The following is an 18486-nucleotide window of genomic DNA, read 5'->3' as shown; positions in this document are numbered from 1 at the left end:
CGATTTTATGCGGAGAGTCAATTCACGTCCCTCGGTGAGGGGTGCCAAGTTAGCAGCGGCAGCCGCGGCAATGGCTCTGCTGCCGCTCGCCGCAAGTGGTTTCACGGCTTCGGCCGATCCAGTCACCGACAACGGAGACCTCTACGCTTACCCGAGCGCACCCGACGGCTCGAAGATCACCCACACCAAGGTCATGGACGATCAGCATTTGATTGTCTATGTCTATTCCGCTGCGATGGACAAAGAAGTGCCGCTCGACGTATGGCGACCGGCCGACACGAGCGTTCCTCGCCCGACGCTCTACCTACTCAATGGAGCGGGCGGCGGTGAAGACAGTGCAACCTGGCGCTACCGCACGGATGCGATCGACTTCTTCGCCGATAAGAACGTCAACGTGGTCTCGCCAGTCGGTGGCAAGTGGAGCTACTACACCGATTGGAAGCAGGCCGACCCAGTTCTCGGTGTCAACAAGTGGACAACGTTCCTCACCGAAGAACTACCCCCGCTGATCGATGCAGGTCTCGGCACGAACGGCGTGAATTCGATTGCCGGTGTGTCCTCGTCGGGCACCTCGGTAATGCAATTGGCGATCAATGCGCCAGGGCTCTACAAGGGCGTAGCCGCTTACAGTGGTTGCGCTCAGACCAGCGATCCGATCGGCCAGCAGTTCGTGAAGCTCACCACCGAAACGTGGGGTGGAGGCGACACACTGAACATGTGGGGGCCGCCCACCGATCCGATGTGGGCCGACAACGATCCTTACGTACACGCGGAAGGCCTTCGCGGCCTCGAACTCTACATTTCCAATGGCAACGGGTTGCCCGGGCAATACGACAACTTGAATGGTCCCGAGATCAATGGAAAGCCTGGCACGCTGGCTAACCAGGTCATCGTCGGTGGAGTCATCGAAGCTGCCACGAACTACTGCACCCACAACATGGCCAACCGTTTGGGTGAACTCGGCATCCCGGCCACGTTCAATTTCCGTGATTCCGGTAGCCACTCGTGGGGTTACTGGCAGGACGACCTGAAGAACTCGTGGCCCGTCCTCGCACGATCGCTTGGAGTCTGAAGGTAGAGATTCAGAGAACGAGCAAGGCCCCATCCGCGAAAGCTACGGATGGGGCCTTCTTCATGTCGACGGGAAATGTATCGCTACGGTCCTGTCAGGAACACGGGGCGGCGTTCTTGGTCGAAAAGGTCGGATCGAGCGCGGATTGGACGATATAGGTAACGCGGTCATCGAAGGTCAACCCCTGATGCGGAACCACGTTGGACTCACAGCCGTCCTGAACCCACATATTCCGGACCTCGGCTGAACCGCTCGGATCGAGAAAAGTTCTCTCCGGAGGTGTGACGACTTTGTCGAACTTGGTGCCCACTACCGTGTACCGCACGCCAGGCTCGACTTCGCCGCCTGCATTGAGTCGTTGCAGGGTGGGGGATCCGATCAATTGCTGACGACCGGCAGTACCAAGCCCGGTCAGGCCGAAAAGTATTTCCGAGATGATCGTCTGATCCAGTCCAGCGGCGGCGAGGACCAGGTACATCTGCTCGATACCACCGAAGTTGGTCCCATGATTGGTGCCACCCAGCGTCACGAGGTTCTCCACCTTGCTGCTGGAAGGATCGACGTCGTCGACGCCGCCGTTGAACTTCAGATACTGGCGGGCGACTGTTCCACCCTGCGAATGACCGACGATGTCAACCTTCGGCGCGCCGGTTCGAGCAAGAACCGCATCGATGAACGTAGCCAATCGCGCTGCCGAAGTCGGAATGTCTCCGAGACCCCAAATTACTTTGTCAGGGTCGAGTAGCGTCCGAACGGCACCGTAGTCGAGTGCGTACACGCAGTACCCTTCCCCGGCCAGCGCAGGCGCCATCGTCTGCCACGTCGTAGCCATGTCGGAACCGGTGCCATGTACGAGAACCACCGGGCGAGGGTGAGCTTCGGATGGCACACACGACCAATCGTTCGCACCGGCCGGAGCCGGCCCCATGTCGGAGAACTCGGGTGGCAACGGAGATCCCGAGGTATCTGCGATTGCAGACGGAGTCGCCACTGCTGTACTGCCCAACGAGATCAAAGCCGCGGACGCGAGAGCTATGGCGACCCTGCCTCTGTGTTTCGGCACGTACAAACGACCCTTCTTTCGGTTCCACCACTCGGAAGTAGCGCTCAAAGCAAAAACCAGAGGCGAGGTTCGTCTCCGGTTCGTCTCTCACGATAACAGCGCCGGGTGCAGGTAAAACAACCCGAAAGCGCAGATAAGTGAACTTTTACCTACTATCCAGTCTCGGCGGCACGCTTGTATCCCCGGATTGCAGGGTACAAAAATACTGCCACCATGCCGACCGACCACGCGAGTGTCTGCAACACCGGGACCAGGACCGGCCCCCCCAACGACAGGCCACGCATGGCGTCGACCGCGCACGACATGGGCTGAGCGGCGACGACGGGCTGAAGCCACGGCGGGTAGGCGGCGACCGGGACGAATCCGGAATTGAAGAACATCAGCAATGTGCAGGCGATGGACACGACTTCCACGAGTGGTGATTCGCCGGCGACAGTAGCGAGGAAGGTCACCATGACCGCGAAGCCGATGCCGAACGCAATCGGTAGCAACAGAAGGGCAATTGCAGACGGAATGCCCTGATTGAAGCGGAAGCCGAGAATCATCCCCACCGCCACGATCACAATTGTCGTTGCCAACACCCGAATGGCCTCCGCCATCATTCGCCCGACCAGGCCGGATGCTCGGTGGGTAGGGGTGGTAGCGAACCGGCTGAGTAGCCCGCTCTTCCTTTCGCCCTTCAAACCCACAGCGCTGACGATCGATCCGAACATTGCGCCGACCAGCGCGATCATAGGAACCGTCCCGTACACGCTCGGTGAACCCGTCGCGGCGGAGATCGAGTTCCCGAGCACGATCCTGAACATGAGGAGCGTCAAGGCAGGGTAGAGCAGTGCCTGGATCATCGTCGAGGGATCGCGAGTCCATCGGATGAGAAGACGTTTGCACTGGATCAGACTGTGCGCCCACAGTGCGCGGGCAGAATTCTCGGCGTAATCGAGGGTCGGTTCCGGGAATGTCAGTCCGCTTACCGGCGGTGGACTACCAGCCGTAACGGGCAAGGCAGTCATGAGCGCCTCGAACTGGCCCACAGGGCCAACGGAATGAATACCGCCAGCAGGCTGAATATCCAGATGAGCGAGGGAAACAGCACATGAAAACTGACGCCGCCCTCGGCCATGTCACGCATCGAGAACGAGAATTGGGAAATCGGCTGATTTCGCACCCACGGTCGGATCCATTCAGGGAACCCCGACTCTGGAACGAATCCACACGAGGCCATTCCGAGGATCAACTGGGGGAGCGTCAGCATCTGGCTGGTCGACTCCGGGCTCTTCGAAAGAGTGCCGATAGCGTCCGCGCCGACGGAGAGCATCGTGCTGATCGCCAACGCGAACGCGCAGAACAGAACGGCCTGTCCCAGTCCCGCGCTGAACCGAAAGCCGATGACGTAACCGAATGAGAGGGCGGCCGTCAGCGACACCACGGATCGCACGACTCCGGAGGATATTCGTGACACCAGGGGCACTGCGCCGACCACCGGCATGGTCTGCAATCGTGTATTGAGCCCACTCAAGGATTCGGAAGAAGCACGTTGCGACGCTGAGATTGCAGTGAACGCCATCGCCTGCAGCACGATGATCGGCATCAAGAACTGGGCGTAATCGATACCTTGCAGTTGCATGACGAACTTGAGTGGCAGATAGAAGCCAACGGTGAAGATGAGCGGTGCAATGACCGCCACCACGAGCTCGCCGTGACGCACCATTGTCCAGATGGACCGAGCCGTCAGGACCTGCCACTGCACGAAGCCGGACGGCCGACCCTGTCTTCGGACCGAGGTAGATGACACCGACGAATCGCTGGTGAGTTCCGACCCGGATGCATGTGTGCGCGTACTAGTGGCTGTCATCGGTACTCGACTTCGGACTCGGTCCGGGCAGCCGGGGTCGTCGGCGGCCCGACCTCGGCTGTGACCGGTACCTCCTCATCGCTCGAATGCGAGTGTCCGGTCAGCGTGAGGAACACGTCGTCGAGCGAGGGGCGGCGAAGCGCGATGTCGGCGAGGCCGATTCCGGCGGCATCGATTCGACGCAGGATTTCGGACAATGTTGCAGCACCATCCGGTGCGGGGACCGAGAGCTGCACCGCCTCTGGACCGAGGTCGACGCGATGTGCGGGCGGAAGGAGTTCGCCGAGCGCGCTTGCTACATGCTGCAACTGTGACGGGTCGAGGGGGACCACTTCGCAGTAGCTGCCACCGGTTCGCGCTTTCAACTCGTCCGAGGTCCCCTCGGCAATGACGGTGCCCTTGTCGATGACGATGATGTTGTCACTCAATACATCGGCTTCTTCGAGATATTGAGTGGTGAGCAGGACTGTGATTCCCTGTGCTTTCAGCGCCTCCACGAGCGACCAGACACCTTGGCGGCTCCGGGGATCGAGGCCGGTAGTCGGCTCGTCCAGAAACACCACCTGGGGACGGACGACAAGGCCGCATGCGATGTCGATTCGACGACGCATGCCACCGGAGTAGCCACGAACCGGGCGCTTACCTGTGTCGGCCAGATCGAACTCTTCGAGAAGTGCAAGTGCCCGCGTCTTCGATGCCTTCTTGTCCAAGCCCATCAAGCGACCGAACAACTCGATGTTCTCGCGGCCGGACAAGGTGTCGTCGAGTGCTGCGTACTGGCCGGTCATCATGATCGATCGACGCACCGATGGGGCATCGGTGACAACGTCGTGGCCGGCAACGAGTGCCCTTCCCGTGTCGGGGGTGAGCAATGTCGAGAGGACCTTGACCACGGTGGTTTTACCGGCGCCGTTCGGGCCGAGAATTCCGAGAACCGTCCCTTTGGATGCCGAGAAACTGATCCCGCGGAGAGCATGAACGTCACCGAACGATTTGTGGACGTCCTCCACAAGTACAGCTACGTCCTCGGATAAGGGCATCGATACTCCGTGCGGTCGGTTCTGAGAGCGGGCAGAGGGGCGGTGGAGCAATTGTGAGGGGCATCCATCACGTCACTCATCGGGTGCACCCCGTCGAAACGTTACCTGCCGGTCGAGCCGACACAATTCTGCGTCTAAGCCCAAACGATACCGATTTCGTCTTCTACGTCGAGTTTCCTGCACAGAGATTGAATTCCGCCGTAGTCCTGAACCAATTGCTTGCGACTGCCGTCCGTCTCGACTTCGCGCAGCATACGATCCGCGCCGACGACGCCTTCTTGGTGGAGAATCGCAGACCAAGTCGAGAAATCGGTACTCGAAAATGCGTCCATTCCATCGGCAAGACCATCCAGAAATACCCGACGGTCGCCGGAATCAAGGGATTCGAAAACAATTGCAGCCATCTCGTCGGCGATCGACGCATGGCAATACTCGTCTCGATTGTGCAGCGCGACAGTTGCACGATTGACCGGTTGGATGAGTTCGTTGTCTTCGATCAGATTCAGGTAGGACGTAATCGATATCTCGGCTACCGTCATGAACGCCAGTGAGTTGAGTGCAGCGTCGTTGGAATCGACAGCCTTCGCCTGAGTGGCGTGCCTCCTGCGCACGGTGCCGCTGAGGGGAAGGCGCCGCTCGGAAAGCGACCAGCCCCTCTTGCGGCGCGTCAACGCGCTCGCGTTGAGGTGCATGAGTGTGTGGTATTGCTCATCGACCATCGCCTGCGTGACGGCGATAGCCAGCACGTCGCCCATTCCGATATCGAACGCATCCTGAGCCAGCAGGGCAAAGCCCGGATGTACGACGTGCTGTTCCACGTCCATGACGTTCTTGTTGAAGGCGATCCAGCCCCAAGCTCGCAACTTTGCCCGGGTCGTGTCCGGCAGAGCGCGGTAAACGTCGTGGTCGACGAACGGAATCAAAGCCTCGGGGTAGTCGTGCTTCGAGGTGTCGAAAAGATCGTCCAGGTCCGGTTCGCTCTTCTTGACAGTGGCACGCTTGCTCCAGTTGCCTGCCAGTCGTGACACGACGGCACTTTCGACGACATCGTCTGCGTCGAAAACCGGTAGTGACGGCTTCTCGATCATGATCGATCCCCCTCGGGTGCGGTACCACGAACGATACCGAAAAGCTGGGCGCACAGAGCCTGGTACTGAGCGTGGTTCGGGACCGCAGCGCCGGCCCGCGTCATGAAAGAGGTGAAAGCGGTCTCGGACTCGGACTCGGAGGCGACGATCTCGTTCAATTCGCGAAGGGATTCGGTGAGAGCGCTTCTGGCACGCCCGGCGTAGGGGTTGCCCGACTGGACATCCCAGTACACCTCCGGCTCGCCGCCGGCGACGCGATCGACAAGAGCGAGCAGCGTGGTTGCCGGCGGTGGGGCGAGGGAAGCGATCAGTTTCGGGTCCACTTCGAGCTTTGCCAGGGCCGATCCGAATGCCAGGACAGTGGCGTGGGTCAGTGCCTGTGTCGCCGCGGCCAGTCGATCGTGCTGTTCGGCGTCGACGTGCACGACTCGGCCGCCCCAGTCGGAGATCCGTCCGAGGAAGCCTTCGACAGCGCCCCCATCGCGGTGGACCACGGCGGCCACTGGGCGGCCGTCCATACCCAGAGAGGGAGCGAACATGGGGTTGATGCCCAGAATCGAACCGGACGAGTCGGCGTCGTCTACTTTCTGGGCGAATGCGGACTTGACCGACAGTGTCTCCACCAGAAGTGACTGCTCGTGGAGGAAGCTCAATTCGGTCGCGAGCGCCACCGATTCCGGCACCGCCAGTACGACCAGTGGGGTGGCGCGCAGCACGGCTCGTACTTCGAGGTCGGGGCAGACGATGTCACCGACGAGGTGTTCGATTCCCGGCCTCACCGCACTCGGCGCCGCCGGGTCGACGGTGAGTACCGAGTCGCCGTCGGCGGCCAGTAGAGATGCGATCATTCGCCCCACTTCACCGCTGCCGCCGATGACCACCGCGTCGAACCTTGTCATACGAGCAGTATCGCCTCTTCCAGTGACCGACATCGGTCAACGGTTGCGGGAGACCCAGACCGTGATGTCGGCGTGCACCACTTCGAGTCCGTGGGCATCGGTCACGGAGACGGGTACGAGGAGATCGAACCCGTCGCCGATCGAGTCGTCGAAGTCGGGAAGTTCGGCCAACTCGGCGATGGCAGTCAACGATGTGGTCGCTTTTGCCAGATAGCGGACGTTCATCTCCTTGGGAATCCAACGATGGGTCGTCGGTACCGTCGCCTCGGCGAGCATTCCCATGGGAACTTCGGCGAGATTGCATGCGGCGATCGCATGGAAGGTCCCGAGGTGGTTTCGGATTCCCCACCATCTAGGAGCCGTCACGGTGCATTCGCCCGGTGACATCGAGCGCACGCGAGGAAAAATCGAGCCGAAATATGGCACGCGTACACACATCGCGAGCGAGAACAGGGTCGATCCCATGGTGTTCTGAGGCAGCCGTAACCAGGCGCGATAGGTGGCTCCGGTAGTGGGTAACGTCGCATCCATGGATCTACCTTACTGCTGGGTAAGTTCGACTGCGAAGCTGATCGTGAGTGTGAAGGGGGCCGGATTTGTGCTTGAGCCATGTCTGCGGCATACTGGTCGGGTTGCCTGGACACGGGGCGCGGTCTTTCGCGGCCGCTCCTGGGTGAGTAATACCAAGCAGTTGGATCAAGTGTTACAAAAATGCAGCACGAAGAACCAGCACTCCGAGTGAGTGCGTCCGGTTCTACGGCTTCGAAAGCGAAGACCTCAGGGTCGGCGAAGACGGAGCAGCGGTCGAAGTGTCAGTAGAAATGCGACACGCCCGACCGCGTGGACCGGAGAACCATGACAGATGAACAGCGGCAACGGATCGGGTAACGCCTGATCGCCAACGTTCGGTTCGTCGTGTGAGCACGAAGGCAGTTCGAGTTCGACGGCTCCCGAGTCGGCCGGACTCGGGGACTGTGCATACGAGGTGGAGCAGGCCGAACGGCCGGTTCTACGACAAGCGGCAAGAAAAGGACACTAAGCGTGGCGGGACAAAAGATCCGCATCAGGCTCAAGGCCTACGACCATGAGGCGATCGATGCGTCAGCACGCAAGATCGTCGAGACGGTCACCCGTACGGGTGCCCGCGTCGTCGGACCGGTGCCGTTGCCGACCGAAAAGAACGTGTACTGCGTCATCCGTTCGCCCCACAAGTACAAGGATTCGCGCGAACACTTCGAGATGCGCACTCACAAGCGGCTCATTGACATCCTCGACCCGACGCCGAAGACGGTCGACGCGCTCATGCGCATCGATTTGCCTGCCAGTGTCGATGTCAACATCCAGTGAGCGCGGAGACAACGATGACTGATAACAAGAATCGGCCTGCAACAGGAATTCTGGGCACCAAGCTCGGAATGACCCAGGTCTTCGACGAGAACAACCGCGTCGTTCCGGTGACTGTGATCAAGGCAGGCCCTAACGTGGTCACCCAGATCCGCACCATGGAGCGCGACGGCTACAGCGCCGTCCAGGTCGCATTCGGTGCAATTGACCCGCGCAAGGTCAACAAGCCGATCACCGGCCAGTTCGACAAGGCAGGCGTTACGCCCCGTCGTCACGTCGTGGAGTTCCGCGTTGCCGACGCCTCCAAGTTCGAGGTAGGCCAGGAGCTCACCGCGGCAGTGTTCGAGGACGGCGCATACGTCGACGTCACCGGCACCAGCAAGGGCAAAGGCTTCGCCGGAACCATGAAGCGTCACGGCTTCAAGGGTCAGGGAGCAAGCCACGGTACACAGGCTGTGCACCGTCGCCCAGGATCCATCGGAGCCTGCGCTACTCCCGGCCGCGTGTTCAAGGGAAAGAACATGGCCGGCCGTATGGGCGGCGATCGCGTAACCACGCAGAACCTCTCGGTCCACAAGGTGGACAGCGAGAACGGGCTTCTGCTGATCAAGGGAGCAATCCCGGGCCGTCGCGGCAACGTCGTGATCGTCAAGTCTGCATTGAAGGGTGGTGCACGGGCATGACCAGCCTCGACAAGAAGACCGAAACCAACCTGACGCTGAACGTCAAGGAGCTCGGCGGCAAGACCAACGGAACCGTTGATCTGCCTGCCGCTATCTTCGACGCGCCTGCCAACATCGCGCTCCTGCATCAGGTCGTCGTTGCGCAGCTCGCAGCAGCTCGCCAGGGAACCCACTCCACGAAGACTCGTGGCGAGGTTCGCGGTGGCGGCAAGAAGCCATACCGTCAGAAGGGAACCGGTCGCGCCCGTCAGGGCTCGACGCGTGCACCTCAGTTCGTCGGCGGTGGCACGGTCCACGGACCGAAGCCGCGTGACTACAGCCAGCGCACACCCAAGAAGATGAAGGCGGCCGCTCTGCGCGGTGCCCTCTCCGATCGGGCTCGCAGCGAGCGCATTCACGTCATCACCGAACTGGTTGCCGGGCAGGTTCCTTCCACAAAGGGTGCCATGGCGTTCCTCGCCGAGCTGTCGGACCGTAAGAAGGTCCTGCTGGTCGTCGTCCGCGAAGACACCGCAGCATGGAAGAGCGTCCAGAATCTGGACGGCGTGCATCCCATCGCACCCGACCAGCTCAACACGTACGACGTGCTCGAAGCTGATGACGTCATCTTCAGCGTGGAAGCGCTGAATACGTTCATCGCAGGTCCTGCGAAGAACGAGGAGGATAGCAAGTGACCACCATCGCCGATCCCCGCGACATCTTGCTGGCGCCGGTCATCTCCGAGAAGTCCTATGGGCTGATCGAAGAAGGAACGTACACCTTCCTGGTGCACCCGGACTCGAACAAGACGCAGATCAAGATCGCCGTCGAGAAGATTTTCGACGTCACCGTGACCAGCGTCAATACGATGAACCGTCAGGGCAAGCGAAAGCGGACCCGATTCGGTTACGGCAAGCGCAAGGACACCAAGCGCGCGCTCGTAACGCTCTCCGCCGACAGCAAGCCCATCGAGATCTTCGGAGGTCCGGTCGCGTAAGCGACTGGGACTCTTCGGATATAGAGGACGAGAAGACTCATGGCAATCCGTAAGTACAAGCCGACCACTCCGGGCCGTCGTGGTTCGAGCGTCTCCGATTTCGCGGAGATCACTCGCAGCACACCCGAGAAGTCGCTGGTTCGCCCCCTGCACGGTCGCGGTGGACGTAACGCACACGGTCGTATCACCACCCGGCACAAGGGTGGCGGACACAAGCGCGCGTACCGTCTGATCGATTTCCGTCGCAACGACAAAGACGGCGTGCCGGCCAAGGTCGCTCACATCGAGTACGACCCGAACCGCACAGCCAACATCGCACTGCTGCACTTCGCAGACGGCGAGAAGCGCTACATCGTCGCACCCAAGGGCATCGTCCAGGGGTCACCGATCGAATCGGGCGCCAACGCCGACATCAAGCCGGGCAACAACCTGCCTATGCGCAACATCCCGACGGGTACGACCATTCACGCGGTCGAGCTTCGTCCGGGCGGCGGCGCGAAGATGGCACGTTCTGCCGGCGCGAGCATCCAGCTCCTCGGTAAGGAAGGCGCCTACGCCACGTTGCGTATGCCTTCCGGTGAAATCCGTCGCGTCGACGTGCGCTGCCGCGCAACTGTCGGCGAGGTCGGCAACGCCGAGCAGTCGAACATCAACTGGGGCAAGGCCGGCCGCATGCGTTGGAAGGGCAAGCGCCCCTCCGTCCGTGGTGTCGTCATGAACCCGGTAGACCACCCGCACGGTGGTGGTGAGGGTAAGACCTCCGGTGGCCGCCACCCGGTCAGCCCGTGGGGACAGGCCGAAGGCCGTACCCGCAGTAGGAAGAAGGCGAGCGACAAGCTCATCGTCCGTCGTCGCCGTACCGGCAAGAACAAGCGCTAGGAGGGAGTTCAGAATGCCACGCAGCCTGAAGAAAGGCCCGTTCGTAGACGATCACCTCCTCGCGAAGGTCGACGTCCAGAACGATAAGGGAACCAAGCAGGTCATCAAGACCTGGTCCCGTCGCTCGACAATTCTCCCCGACTTCATCGGACACACGTTCGCGGTGCACGACGGCCGCAAGCACGTGCCGGTGTTCGTATCCGACTCGATGGTCGGACACAAGCTCGGAGAGTTCGCACCGACCCGTACGTTCAAGGGTCATATCAAGGACGACCGGAAGGCGAAGAGGCGATGAGTAAGACCGAAACCGCCAATCCGACTGCCAACCCGACCGCAAAGGCAATCGCGAAGCATGTTCGCGTGACGCCGATGAAGGCTCGTCGTGTCGTGGACATGGTTCGCGGGCGCTCCGTCGAGGACGCGCTCAACATCCTGAAGTTCGCGCCACAGGCAGCCAGCGAGCCGGTCGCCAAGGTGATCGCTTCAGCAGCGGCAAACGCAGAGAACAACCTCGATCTCGATCCCAGCACGCTGATCGTGGCGACTGCATTCGTGGACGAGGGTGCAACCCTCAAGCGATTCCAGCCGCGCGCTCAGGGCCGGGCATTCCGGATCCGTAAGCGCACGAGTCACATCACGGTGATCGTCGAGAGCCTGCCCAAGACCGGCGGAACGAGTCGTAACCGTCGTAAGGGCCAGGCGTCCAAGGAAGGGGCTCAGTAGTGGGTCAGAAAATCAACCCGCACGGCTTCCGCTTGGGTATCACCACTGACTGGAAGTCGCGTTGGTACGCAGACAAGCAGTACTCGGAGTACGTCAAGGAAGACGTCGCCATCCGCAAGCTTCTTGCCACCGGCATGGAGCGCGCGGGTATCGCGAAGGTCGAAATCGAGCGCACCCGTGATCGTGTCCGCGTGGACATCCACACGGCTCGTCCGGGAATCGTCATCGGCCGTCGTGGCGCCGAGGCGGACCGCATCCGCGGAGCTCTCGAGAAGCTGACCGGCAAGCAGGTTCAGCTCAACATCCTCGAGGTCAAGAACGCCGAGTCCGAGGCTCAGCTCGTGGCACAGGGTGTTGCTGAGCAGCTCAGCAACCGCGTCGCTTTCCGTCGCGCAATGCGTAAGGCCATCCAGTCGGCCATGCGTCAGCCGAATGTCAAGGGCATCCGTGTCCAGTGCTCCGGCCGTCTCGGCGGCGCCGAGATGTCCCGGTCGGAGTTCTACCGCGAAGGCCGTGTGCCGCTGCACACTCTTCGTGCGGATATCGACTACGGGCTGTACGAGGCCAAGACCACCTTCGGTCGTATCGGCGTGAAGGTCTGGATCTACAAGGGCGACATTGTCGGTGGCAAGCGCGAGCTCGCCGCTGCAGCTCCGGCTGCCGGCGGACCCGAGCGCCCGCGTCGCGAACGTCCATCACGTCCGCGTCGCTCCGGTGCCTCGGGCACTACCGCGACCAGCACTGAGGCCGGTCGCGCAGCATCCGCCGAGGCTCCGGCCTCGTCCGAGCCGAAACAGGAGGGCTGACGATGTTGATCCCACGGCGGGTCAAACACCGCAAGCAGCACCACCCGCGACGTTCGGGTGCCGCCAAGGGCGGAACCGCTGTGACGTTCGGTGACTACGGCATTCAGGCTCTCGAGCCCGCCTACATCACGAACCGTCAGATCGAGGCTGCTCGTATCGCGATCACTCGCCACATCAAGCGTGGTGGCAAGGTCTGGATCAACATCTTCCCGGACCGCCCCCTCACCAAGAAGCCTGCCGAGACCCGCATGGGTTCCGGTAAGGGTTCGCCCGAGTGGTGGATTGCGAACGTCAAGCCGGGTCGCGTGCTCTTCGAGCTCTCGTACCCGGACGACACCGTTGCGCGTGAGGCACTTACTCGCGCCATCCACAAGCTGCCTATCAAGGCACGCATTATCACCCGGGAGGAGCAGTTCTGATGGCTACCGGAACCCCAGCCGCAGAGCTCCGTGAGCTCACCGGTGAAGAATTGGTCAACAAGCTGCGCGAGTCGAAGGAAGAACTTTTCAACCTTCGCTTCCAGATGGCGACCGGACAGTTGGACAACAACCGTCGCCTGCGCGTAGTACGCCACGAGATTGCTCGTATCTACACGGTGCTGCGTGAGCGCGAGCTCGGTCTGGCCACCGGTCCTGCCGAGGACACTGCAGGTGACGCGGCATGAGCGAGGAAAAGACAGTGACTGAAACACGCAACAACCGCAAGATTCGGATCGGCTATGTCGTCTCCGACAAGATGGAGAAGACGATCGTCGTCGAGCTCGAAGACAGGGTCAAGCACCCTCTCTACAGCAAGATCATCCGTCGTACCACGAAGGTCAAGGCTCATGACGAGAACGGTGTCGCCGGTGTAGGCGACCGCGTTCAGCTCATGGAGACCCGTCCGCTGTCCGCCACGAAGCACTGGCGTCTGGTAGAGGTTCTCGAAAAGGCCAAGTAAGTAGCAGCAAACAACAAAGCCCCCGTTCGCTATCGTGGACGGGGGCTTTGCTGTGTTCAAGCAAGCGCACTGGATTCACGGTAGGCCGCGCACAGCAGCGCTGTTCTTTTCGTGGGCGGATGTTTCCAGTGCAACCAGTCCGGTTACCTCATCCTTGCGCCAATTGGATGACCTCTTCCTCGGTCGGTGGACTCTTCGGGTGATACGACAGGCAGAGCCTGGTTCTGGTTCGTACGAACGAGGACTCCTCGACCGCTGCGTAGAACTCGCCGGCGGGGAGCTTGCCGATGTCGGGGATCGTTCCGCCCTTGACCCGCGCAACTTCCTTGGCAGCCTCGATTTGTACCGGTGCGTTGAGTCGACCGTAGAACTGTGTGCCACAGTTTCCCGGGATCTTGTTGTTGAGACCCTTCGGTGCCTGTGTCGCGAAGACCATCCCCAGTCCGTACTTCCTGGCCTGTGACACCAGCGCAAGAGTGCTGTGGAGGCATATCGTCGTACGGTCCGATGGGGCGAAGTTCTGAGCCTCGTCGAGCACGAACAATCCACCGAGCGGCCGATCGCCTGCCGGGTTCTTCTTGATCCATGCGAACAGTGCCATCTGAAGCTGGTTGACGAAGTTCTCCTTTTGCGATGCTGTCGTCAGTCCTGACATGTTGATGACCGAGATTCGTGCGCCCTTTCCTGCGTTGGGAGTGAGCAGCATGCCTGGATCTGCCGATGATCCAGCACCGCCGAACAGGGGATCGGTAGTGGTGGACGCTTTCAAGTTTTCTGCGAGGTCGGCAGCAATCTTCACACCGTTCTTGAGGGTGCTGGCGCCGTCCGGAAAGTTCTCGAGGAGGTCGATGAAATCGTCCAGGTTTCCCTGCGAACGATGGCCGAAGTCGACCAGCGCTTGGCGAAGCACCGCCATCATCTGTCGACTCTTGGCCGTCCCGCCCACTGCCATTGCCTGTGGAGCCAACGACGACAAGGCACTCTCCACAGCGGAGTCGAATTCGTCGGGATCGTCGATGACCTCCGCGAAATTCGGCAGAGGCTGGAAGCTCAACGCTCGACCGGCACTACGACGAGGTGTCCACACGACTACCTCGCTGTTGGAGAAATAGTCCGATGCTTTGGCTTCGTCGTCGCCCGTCCAAGTGCGAGCACCGCTGGGCCACTCGACGCCCAGCCTCGACAGATCGTTGTTGGGATCGAGCACGATTGCCGAGACGCCTTTGAGTGCGCACTCCTCGAGAAGGCGACGGATGAGAACCGTTTTGCCGGAACCGGACCCGGCGAAGATTGCGGTGTGCTTGCGCAGTGTCTCCAGTTCGACACTGACCTCGGGCCCACCTTCTGTCGGTGTTCCCAGCGGAATCGCCGTGTCCGAGAGCGGCTGTGCTGGAGGCCCCGGCACAGCCGGTACCGGAGCCTGTTCTCCGGTACGCGCGTCGGTAGCAGGAAACAGGCCGGGATCGGTAGCCGATGGGCGAACGACGGTAGTCGCTCTCGCGCCTTCGTCGAGAACCGGCGTCTTCGGAAGGACGTCGCGGAACAGGGCAATCTTGTGCGCGGGCTGTCTGGCAACCAGCCACGACTGCAGGTTTTCGTCCTTCTCGGCGGCAAGGGTTTTCAAGGCGGACAGCGCGAGGACATCGCTTTCGGTGAACGAGACGACGATCCCGCCCGCATCCTCGAAGGCTTGCACCGTCTTTGCGGTCTTGGGCCCACTCGGCCAGGGCGAAGAGCGCAGGATCACCAGACGTCGCTTGTCGGTTCCCTGCGTCAATCCAGCAGCAGTACAGGCCTTTTGGATCCTGTTCTGGACGGAGATCGGATGGGTGGCGGCAATCGCGCGAAAGCCCCAGTGCTCTTGGTCGTCCGTGACGTCGTCCAGGATTCTCCGTATCCGCCCGTGAAGGGACGGTTTACGCCCGGGTTCGGCATCGCGGGTGAATTTGTGCTCGACGGTGCCGGTTTCGGTGATCCAGGCATCGAGTCCAGCGCCGAGTAAAGAGGGCACCGTGTCGTCCTCGGCGTCGGCGTCGAGTGCTGAGAGATCTTCCACTGCAAGCAGTTCGGCGAATCGGGCATCGAGGTTTGCGAAATCGCCTGGGGGAGGAGACGACGTCATCGGCGGCGGGACGGCTGGATTAAGGGTTGCAAGTTCGGTGATGTCGTTGTTGCGTAGGCAATGTTGGATGTGATCGTCCACGGTGCGCAGCAAGGTGCGCGGATTGTAGAGATTCACATCGTCGAATGCTTCGGGCGCGATGGGCCACGTCGGATGTGGAGGAGTGAATCCGGCCTCCTCGTATCGGGCTGCGAAGCGCTTGGCGACGATCTCGACGCCGATCTCTCTCGTCGGAATCTGATGCAGTGACTCGGCCACGTGAAAGCGGTCTTTGACCGACTCGACCGTGTTGTCGGCAATGAAAGTCCATGCACTGGGTAGGAGTGAAATAACGGCGACGGTACGAACAAGGTTCTGCCGCAGCCCCATCAGGCCATGAGCGATATTGTCGAGCTGGGTGCCCTGTTCGGCAGTAAATACTCCTTTCGGATCGCTCTGCATCCGCGACTGTGCTATCAGGGTGTCGATCTGATCGACAGCAACGACAGTGGGCGCGCTCAGCGAAAGCAGCCATGAAATATCGACGGCCACTTGTTGTGAGGTCAGCACGGCATTGGGGAGACCCCAGTACGTCCGCTGCTCGTGGTCGAGTGCATCGTTCGACCGCAGGAACGCGTCGCCCAGATCCTGCAGGTCGAAGTCAGCGCTCGCTGCCAATACCAGCGCCCGCAGTGTGTGACGTGCTTGTTTGAGGTCCGGGTACTTGCGACGCAGTCGATCGATGAACTGCGATATCAAATCGGGGCTGACGGTGCGCTCGCCCTGCAGAGCCCGGCATTCCATGCGACCGAGTCCGACGTCGGTGCCGAGATCCCAGAGAAGCTTCTCGAGTTGGCTGTCGAAACCTGGTGTCGGTCTCTCGATGTCGGTGAGTATTCCGTGCAGGACGGAGTCCCAGAAAACTTTCTCGTCGAGCAATTCGATCAAGAAGAAGTATCCGCCGGCGCTTTGAACCTTGTCACGAACTTGGCCCAGCATATGAGTCTTTCCCGACCCGGCGGCTCCCTGGATAACCACTCCCAACGGTTTCGAGGTCGAGCGTGTATCAGCTTCGTCGAACGACCGCATGACGCTGCTCAGTGAGTTTTCGTTCATTCCATCGACGTGAAGTTCGTTGGTGCGCCAGACATCGTCGGGGGTGGGGGCCCAGGTCAGTTGAATGGAGGAGAGTGCTGCGTACTGCTCGGCGTCCATGGACATCAGCGGTCGATCTTCATCATGTGACGCGACTGACCACCGATATGGAGTGCTGCGGTGCGGTCGGTCTCGGTCAAGGTCGCCTGGTTCGCTTCGGGGATCAGGTTGATTTCCTGGGCGCGGTAGAGCGAACTCAGAGCCGCGTCCAGCACCGATCGATCCATGGTCTGCAGAGACTCGCGAAGTCGCGTCAGCGAGACCCATGCACGCGGCTCACTGGCAAGGCGCTGATAACTGTCTCGAACCAGGTTTTCAGGGTCCGCGCCGTCCTGTGCTGTGTCCGCTGTTGCGGGCAAGAACACCTCATTGGGTTCGATCCCGACGCGATCGAAATATCGGCGCATTGCACGCAGCAGGGTGTACAAAGTCTTGCCGCCGCTGCGGCTGGCCTGCGACGGGGCCGGAGCACCGAATTCCTGGCTTCCGCGTGCCCATCCCTTGTCCGTGAGGTCGAGAACCATTCCGCGGCCGACCTTCTCGACCTCGATCAGTTCGTCCCCGAGCAGCTTGTCCCGTGACTTGGCGCTCAGTTCGGAGCCGAGAGTCCTCAACTCCGTGAGCTTCAGTGGCCGAGATTCCGCCATCAGTACGAGCAGTGTGGTTCGTTCGACGAATGTCAGCTCGGTTGTCACTGGAGTGATCCTTCTTTCGTGGCAGTAAGTGTGTTCGGATCGGAGTCACGGAAGATGCGGTGTCGGTAGAGCGCAGCCTGTATCTCGTCGACAACCTGCCATACGTCCGCATGCACACGCTCGTTGGGAATACGCAGAATCTCGAAGCCCACGCCACGAAGAATTTCGTCACGCCTGTCGTCCTTGGCCTTACTCCAGGCGGACCGATGTTCGTGACCGTCCAACTCGACGGCGAACAGGTCTTCGAGCCACACGATGTCGAGGAAGTACTTCTGCGCGATGTCGTTGTACTGGAAAAGGTGATTGAGTCGCCGGTTCGTGGCCCACGAATGCTTGGAAAGCTCCCGGTCGACGCTTTTTTCGACGTTGCTGCCCGGGTGAGGCCTTCCAGCGACGGCCCAATACTCGACTGGGGGCCTCGTTCGAGAGCGCTGGCCGGTGTCGTCCACGTCGAGTAGTTCTCGTGGCAACGTCACGAACACGCTGGACAGGCGATCGACGGTGGGCACTGGATTGTCGACGAGCCATACGGCGAACCCGCGGGCGGCCAGCCACTCCGATGCGGCCGCGAAAGCATGCTGCTGCATCGGTGACAGCTCGTCCGAACCCACCAGAAGCGCGACCTGTTCACGTTGCCAACTGGCACCGAGGATGCCGGCCAAGCCTTCCGCGACCTCGGCGTCGGAGAACGGACGTCCCGTTGCCTTGTTGCCGAGGGATCGTTCGGCGAGATTCGCCAGGAACGGGCCGTAGTGATCGCTGTTCGAGGCCAAGTGACGTGCGTGGATCCGAACCGCGACGAAATCCAGCGAGCTGCGACCGGTGATCGACGATGCGTCAGGCAACCATGCAGGAAACAGTTCGATCGCGATCCCAGTCAAGGCCGAAAGCACCTGCTCGATAACCTCGGACGGACGATCCCTCGGCTCGACATGAACTCGAATCAAGGCGGGAGCCGTGTCCGACAGATCCTCGAGTGCGACGGCGATCGCATCTCCGGGTGCGCCCACGAGGCAGACGGCTCGATCGAGGGGGAGACCCCAAGTGTCGACGTGCCCAGTCGTCATGCCAAAGTCACCGGTTTGCTCTTGCGATGCGCATACACATCGCGAAACCATACCGGTGGTCCGTTTCTCTTCGTGCAACGAGTTGTCTCCCTCGGACTCGCCGA

22 protein-coding genes are annotated in these 18486 nt (G+C 61.0%); 12 read left to right on the top strand and 10 right to left on the bottom strand.

All coding sequences use genetic code 11. The features are described from left to right. Positions 1-70: 70 nt before the first annotated feature. Positions 71-1072 carry an alpha/beta hydrolase family protein gene (locus E5720_RS04260; protein ID WP_247596287.1) on the top strand — a complete coding sequence of 334 codons (1002 nt, stop codon included), beginning with the start codon at positions 71-73 and terminating at the stop codon, positions 1070-1072. A 94-nt stretch (positions 1073-1166) separates the two neighbouring features. Here the strand turns inward: E5720_RS04260 and E5720_RS04255 are convergent, their stop codons facing one another. From E5720_RS04255 to E5720_RS04225, 7 genes are all read right to left on the bottom strand, one after another. Continuing rightward, on the bottom strand, positions 1167-1934 hold the full coding sequence (locus E5720_RS04255; protein WP_247596159.1) for an alpha/beta fold hydrolase: 768 nt from the start codon (positions 1932-1934) through the stop codon (positions 1167-1169). A gap of 353 nt (positions 1935-2287) precedes the next feature. Next, positions 2288-3145 (bottom strand): ABC transporter permease, encoded by an 858-nt coding sequence (locus E5720_RS04250; protein WP_136169592.1) that lies wholly within the window; start codon positions 3143-3145, stop codon positions 2288-2290. After that, positions 3142-3987, bottom strand: coding sequence for an ABC transporter permease (locus tag E5720_RS04245; RefSeq protein ID WP_136169591.1), 846 nt, complete (start codon positions 3985-3987; stop codon positions 3142-3144). The genes E5720_RS04250 and E5720_RS04245 overlap by 4 nt, the downstream gene beginning before the upstream one ends. Then, positions 3984-5027 carry an ATP-binding cassette domain-containing protein gene (locus E5720_RS04240; RefSeq protein WP_136169590.1) on the bottom strand — a complete coding sequence of 348 codons (1044 nt, stop codon included), beginning with the start codon at positions 5025-5027 and terminating at the stop codon, positions 3984-3986. Before E5720_RS04240 ends, E5720_RS04245 begins: the two co-directional genes overlap by 4 nt. Before the next feature lie 134 nt (positions 5028-5161). Next, positions 5162-6115: a diiron oxygenase gene (locus E5720_RS04235; protein WP_136169589.1), complete on the bottom strand. Its 954-nt coding sequence runs from the start codon at positions 6113-6115 to the stop codon at positions 5162-5164. Continuing rightward, the gene (locus E5720_RS04230) at positions 6112-7014 is read right to left on the bottom strand and encodes a prephenate dehydrogenase dimerization domain-containing protein (protein ID WP_136169588.1); all 903 of its coding nucleotides are present in this window, start codon (positions 7012-7014) and stop codon (positions 6112-6114) included. Before E5720_RS04230 ends, E5720_RS04235 begins: the two co-directional genes overlap by 4 nt. Positions 7015-7050: 36 nt before the next feature. Further along, positions 7051-7545, bottom strand: a complete 495-nt coding sequence (locus tag E5720_RS04225; RefSeq protein WP_136169587.1) for a hotdog fold domain-containing protein — start codon at positions 7543-7545, stop codon at positions 7051-7053. A 510-nt stretch (positions 7546-8055) separates the two neighbouring features. Here E5720_RS04225 and rpsJ point away from each other — a divergent pair. The 11 genes from rpsJ to rpsQ are packed head-to-tail and all read left to right on the top strand — an operon-like array spanning position 8056 to position 13364. Further along, entirely contained in the window at positions 8056-8361 is a 306-nt protein-coding gene (rpsJ, locus tag E5720_RS04220; RefSeq protein WP_003938093.1) for a 30S ribosomal protein S10, read from the top strand. Positions 8362-8375: 14 nt separating this feature from the next. Beyond that, a complete protein-coding gene (gene rplC / locus E5720_RS04215; RefSeq protein ID WP_136169586.1) occupies positions 8376-9041 on the top strand; it encodes a 50S ribosomal protein L3 in 666 nt (221 codons plus the stop codon). Then, entirely contained in the window at positions 9038-9715 is a 678-nt protein-coding gene (gene rplD, locus E5720_RS04210; RefSeq protein WP_136169585.1) for a 50S ribosomal protein L4, read from the top strand. Before rplC ends, rplD begins: the two co-directional genes overlap by 4 nt. Continuing rightward, positions 9712-10017, top strand: a complete 306-nt coding sequence (gene rplW, locus E5720_RS04205; RefSeq protein ID WP_027496310.1) for a 50S ribosomal protein L23 — start codon at positions 9712-9714, stop codon at positions 10015-10017. The genes rplD and rplW overlap by 4 nt, the downstream gene beginning before the upstream one ends. A 39-nt stretch (positions 10018-10056) precedes the next feature. Beyond that, complete coding sequence (rplB, locus tag E5720_RS04200) at positions 10057-10896, top strand: 50S ribosomal protein L2 (RefSeq protein ID WP_136169584.1); 840 nt, start codon at positions 10057-10059, stop codon at positions 10894-10896. A gap of 13 nt (positions 10897-10909) precedes the next feature. Then, complete coding sequence (gene rpsS, locus E5720_RS04195) at positions 10910-11191, top strand: 30S ribosomal protein S19 (protein ID WP_008718309.1); 282 nt, start codon at positions 10910-10912, stop codon at positions 11189-11191. After that, positions 11188-11619: a 50S ribosomal protein L22 gene (gene rplV, locus E5720_RS04190; protein WP_084348485.1), complete on the top strand. Its 432-nt coding sequence runs from the start codon at positions 11188-11190 to the stop codon at positions 11617-11619. Before rpsS ends, rplV begins: the two co-directional genes overlap by 4 nt. Then, positions 11619-12425, top strand: coding sequence for a 30S ribosomal protein S3 (gene rpsC / locus E5720_RS04185; RefSeq protein WP_088943003.1), 807 nt, complete (start codon positions 11619-11621; stop codon positions 12423-12425). The genes rplV and rpsC overlap by 1 nt, the downstream gene beginning before the upstream one ends. A 2-nt stretch (positions 12426-12427) precedes the next feature. Beyond that, complete coding sequence (gene rplP / locus E5720_RS04180; protein WP_084348483.1) at positions 12428-12844, top strand: 50S ribosomal protein L16; 417 nt, start codon at positions 12428-12430, stop codon at positions 12842-12844. Next, positions 12844-13089, top strand: coding sequence for a 50S ribosomal protein L29 (gene rpmC, locus E5720_RS04175; RefSeq protein ID WP_072806568.1), 246 nt, complete (start codon positions 12844-12846; stop codon positions 13087-13089). Before rplP ends, rpmC begins: the two co-directional genes overlap by 1 nt. Beyond that, complete coding sequence (gene rpsQ, locus E5720_RS04170; protein WP_084348482.1) at positions 13086-13364, top strand: 30S ribosomal protein S17; 279 nt, start codon at positions 13086-13088, stop codon at positions 13362-13364. The genes rpmC and rpsQ overlap by 4 nt, the downstream gene beginning before the upstream one ends. 148 nt (positions 13365-13512) lie before the next feature. Here the strand turns inward: rpsQ and E5720_RS04165 are convergent, their stop codons facing one another. The 3 genes from E5720_RS04165 to E5720_RS04155 are packed head-to-tail and all read right to left on the bottom strand — an operon-like array spanning position 13513 to position 18382. Then, entirely contained in the window at positions 13513-16686 is a 3174-nt protein-coding gene (locus E5720_RS04165; RefSeq protein WP_168708276.1) for a DUF87 domain-containing protein, read from the bottom strand. Next, positions 16686-17315: a hypothetical protein gene (locus E5720_RS04160; protein ID WP_136169583.1), complete on the bottom strand. Its 630-nt coding sequence runs from the start codon at positions 17313-17315 to the stop codon at positions 16686-16688. Before E5720_RS04160 ends, E5720_RS04165 begins: the two co-directional genes overlap by 1 nt. Further along, positions 17312-18382, bottom strand: coding sequence for a DUF559 domain-containing protein (locus E5720_RS04155; protein WP_168708275.1), 1071 nt, complete (start codon positions 18380-18382; stop codon positions 17312-17314). The genes E5720_RS04160 and E5720_RS04155 overlap by 4 nt, the downstream gene beginning before the upstream one ends. Positions 18383-18486 lie beyond the last annotated feature (104 nt).

Origin of the sequence: Rhodococcus sp. PAMC28707, assembly GCF_004795915.1 — a bacterium.
Taxonomy (GTDB): domain Bacteria; phylum Actinomycetota; class Actinomycetes; order Mycobacteriales; family Mycobacteriaceae; genus Rhodococcoides.
The sequence above is the reverse complement of the archived record's forward strand: the minus strand, read 5'-3'. Positions and strand labels throughout refer to the sequence as shown.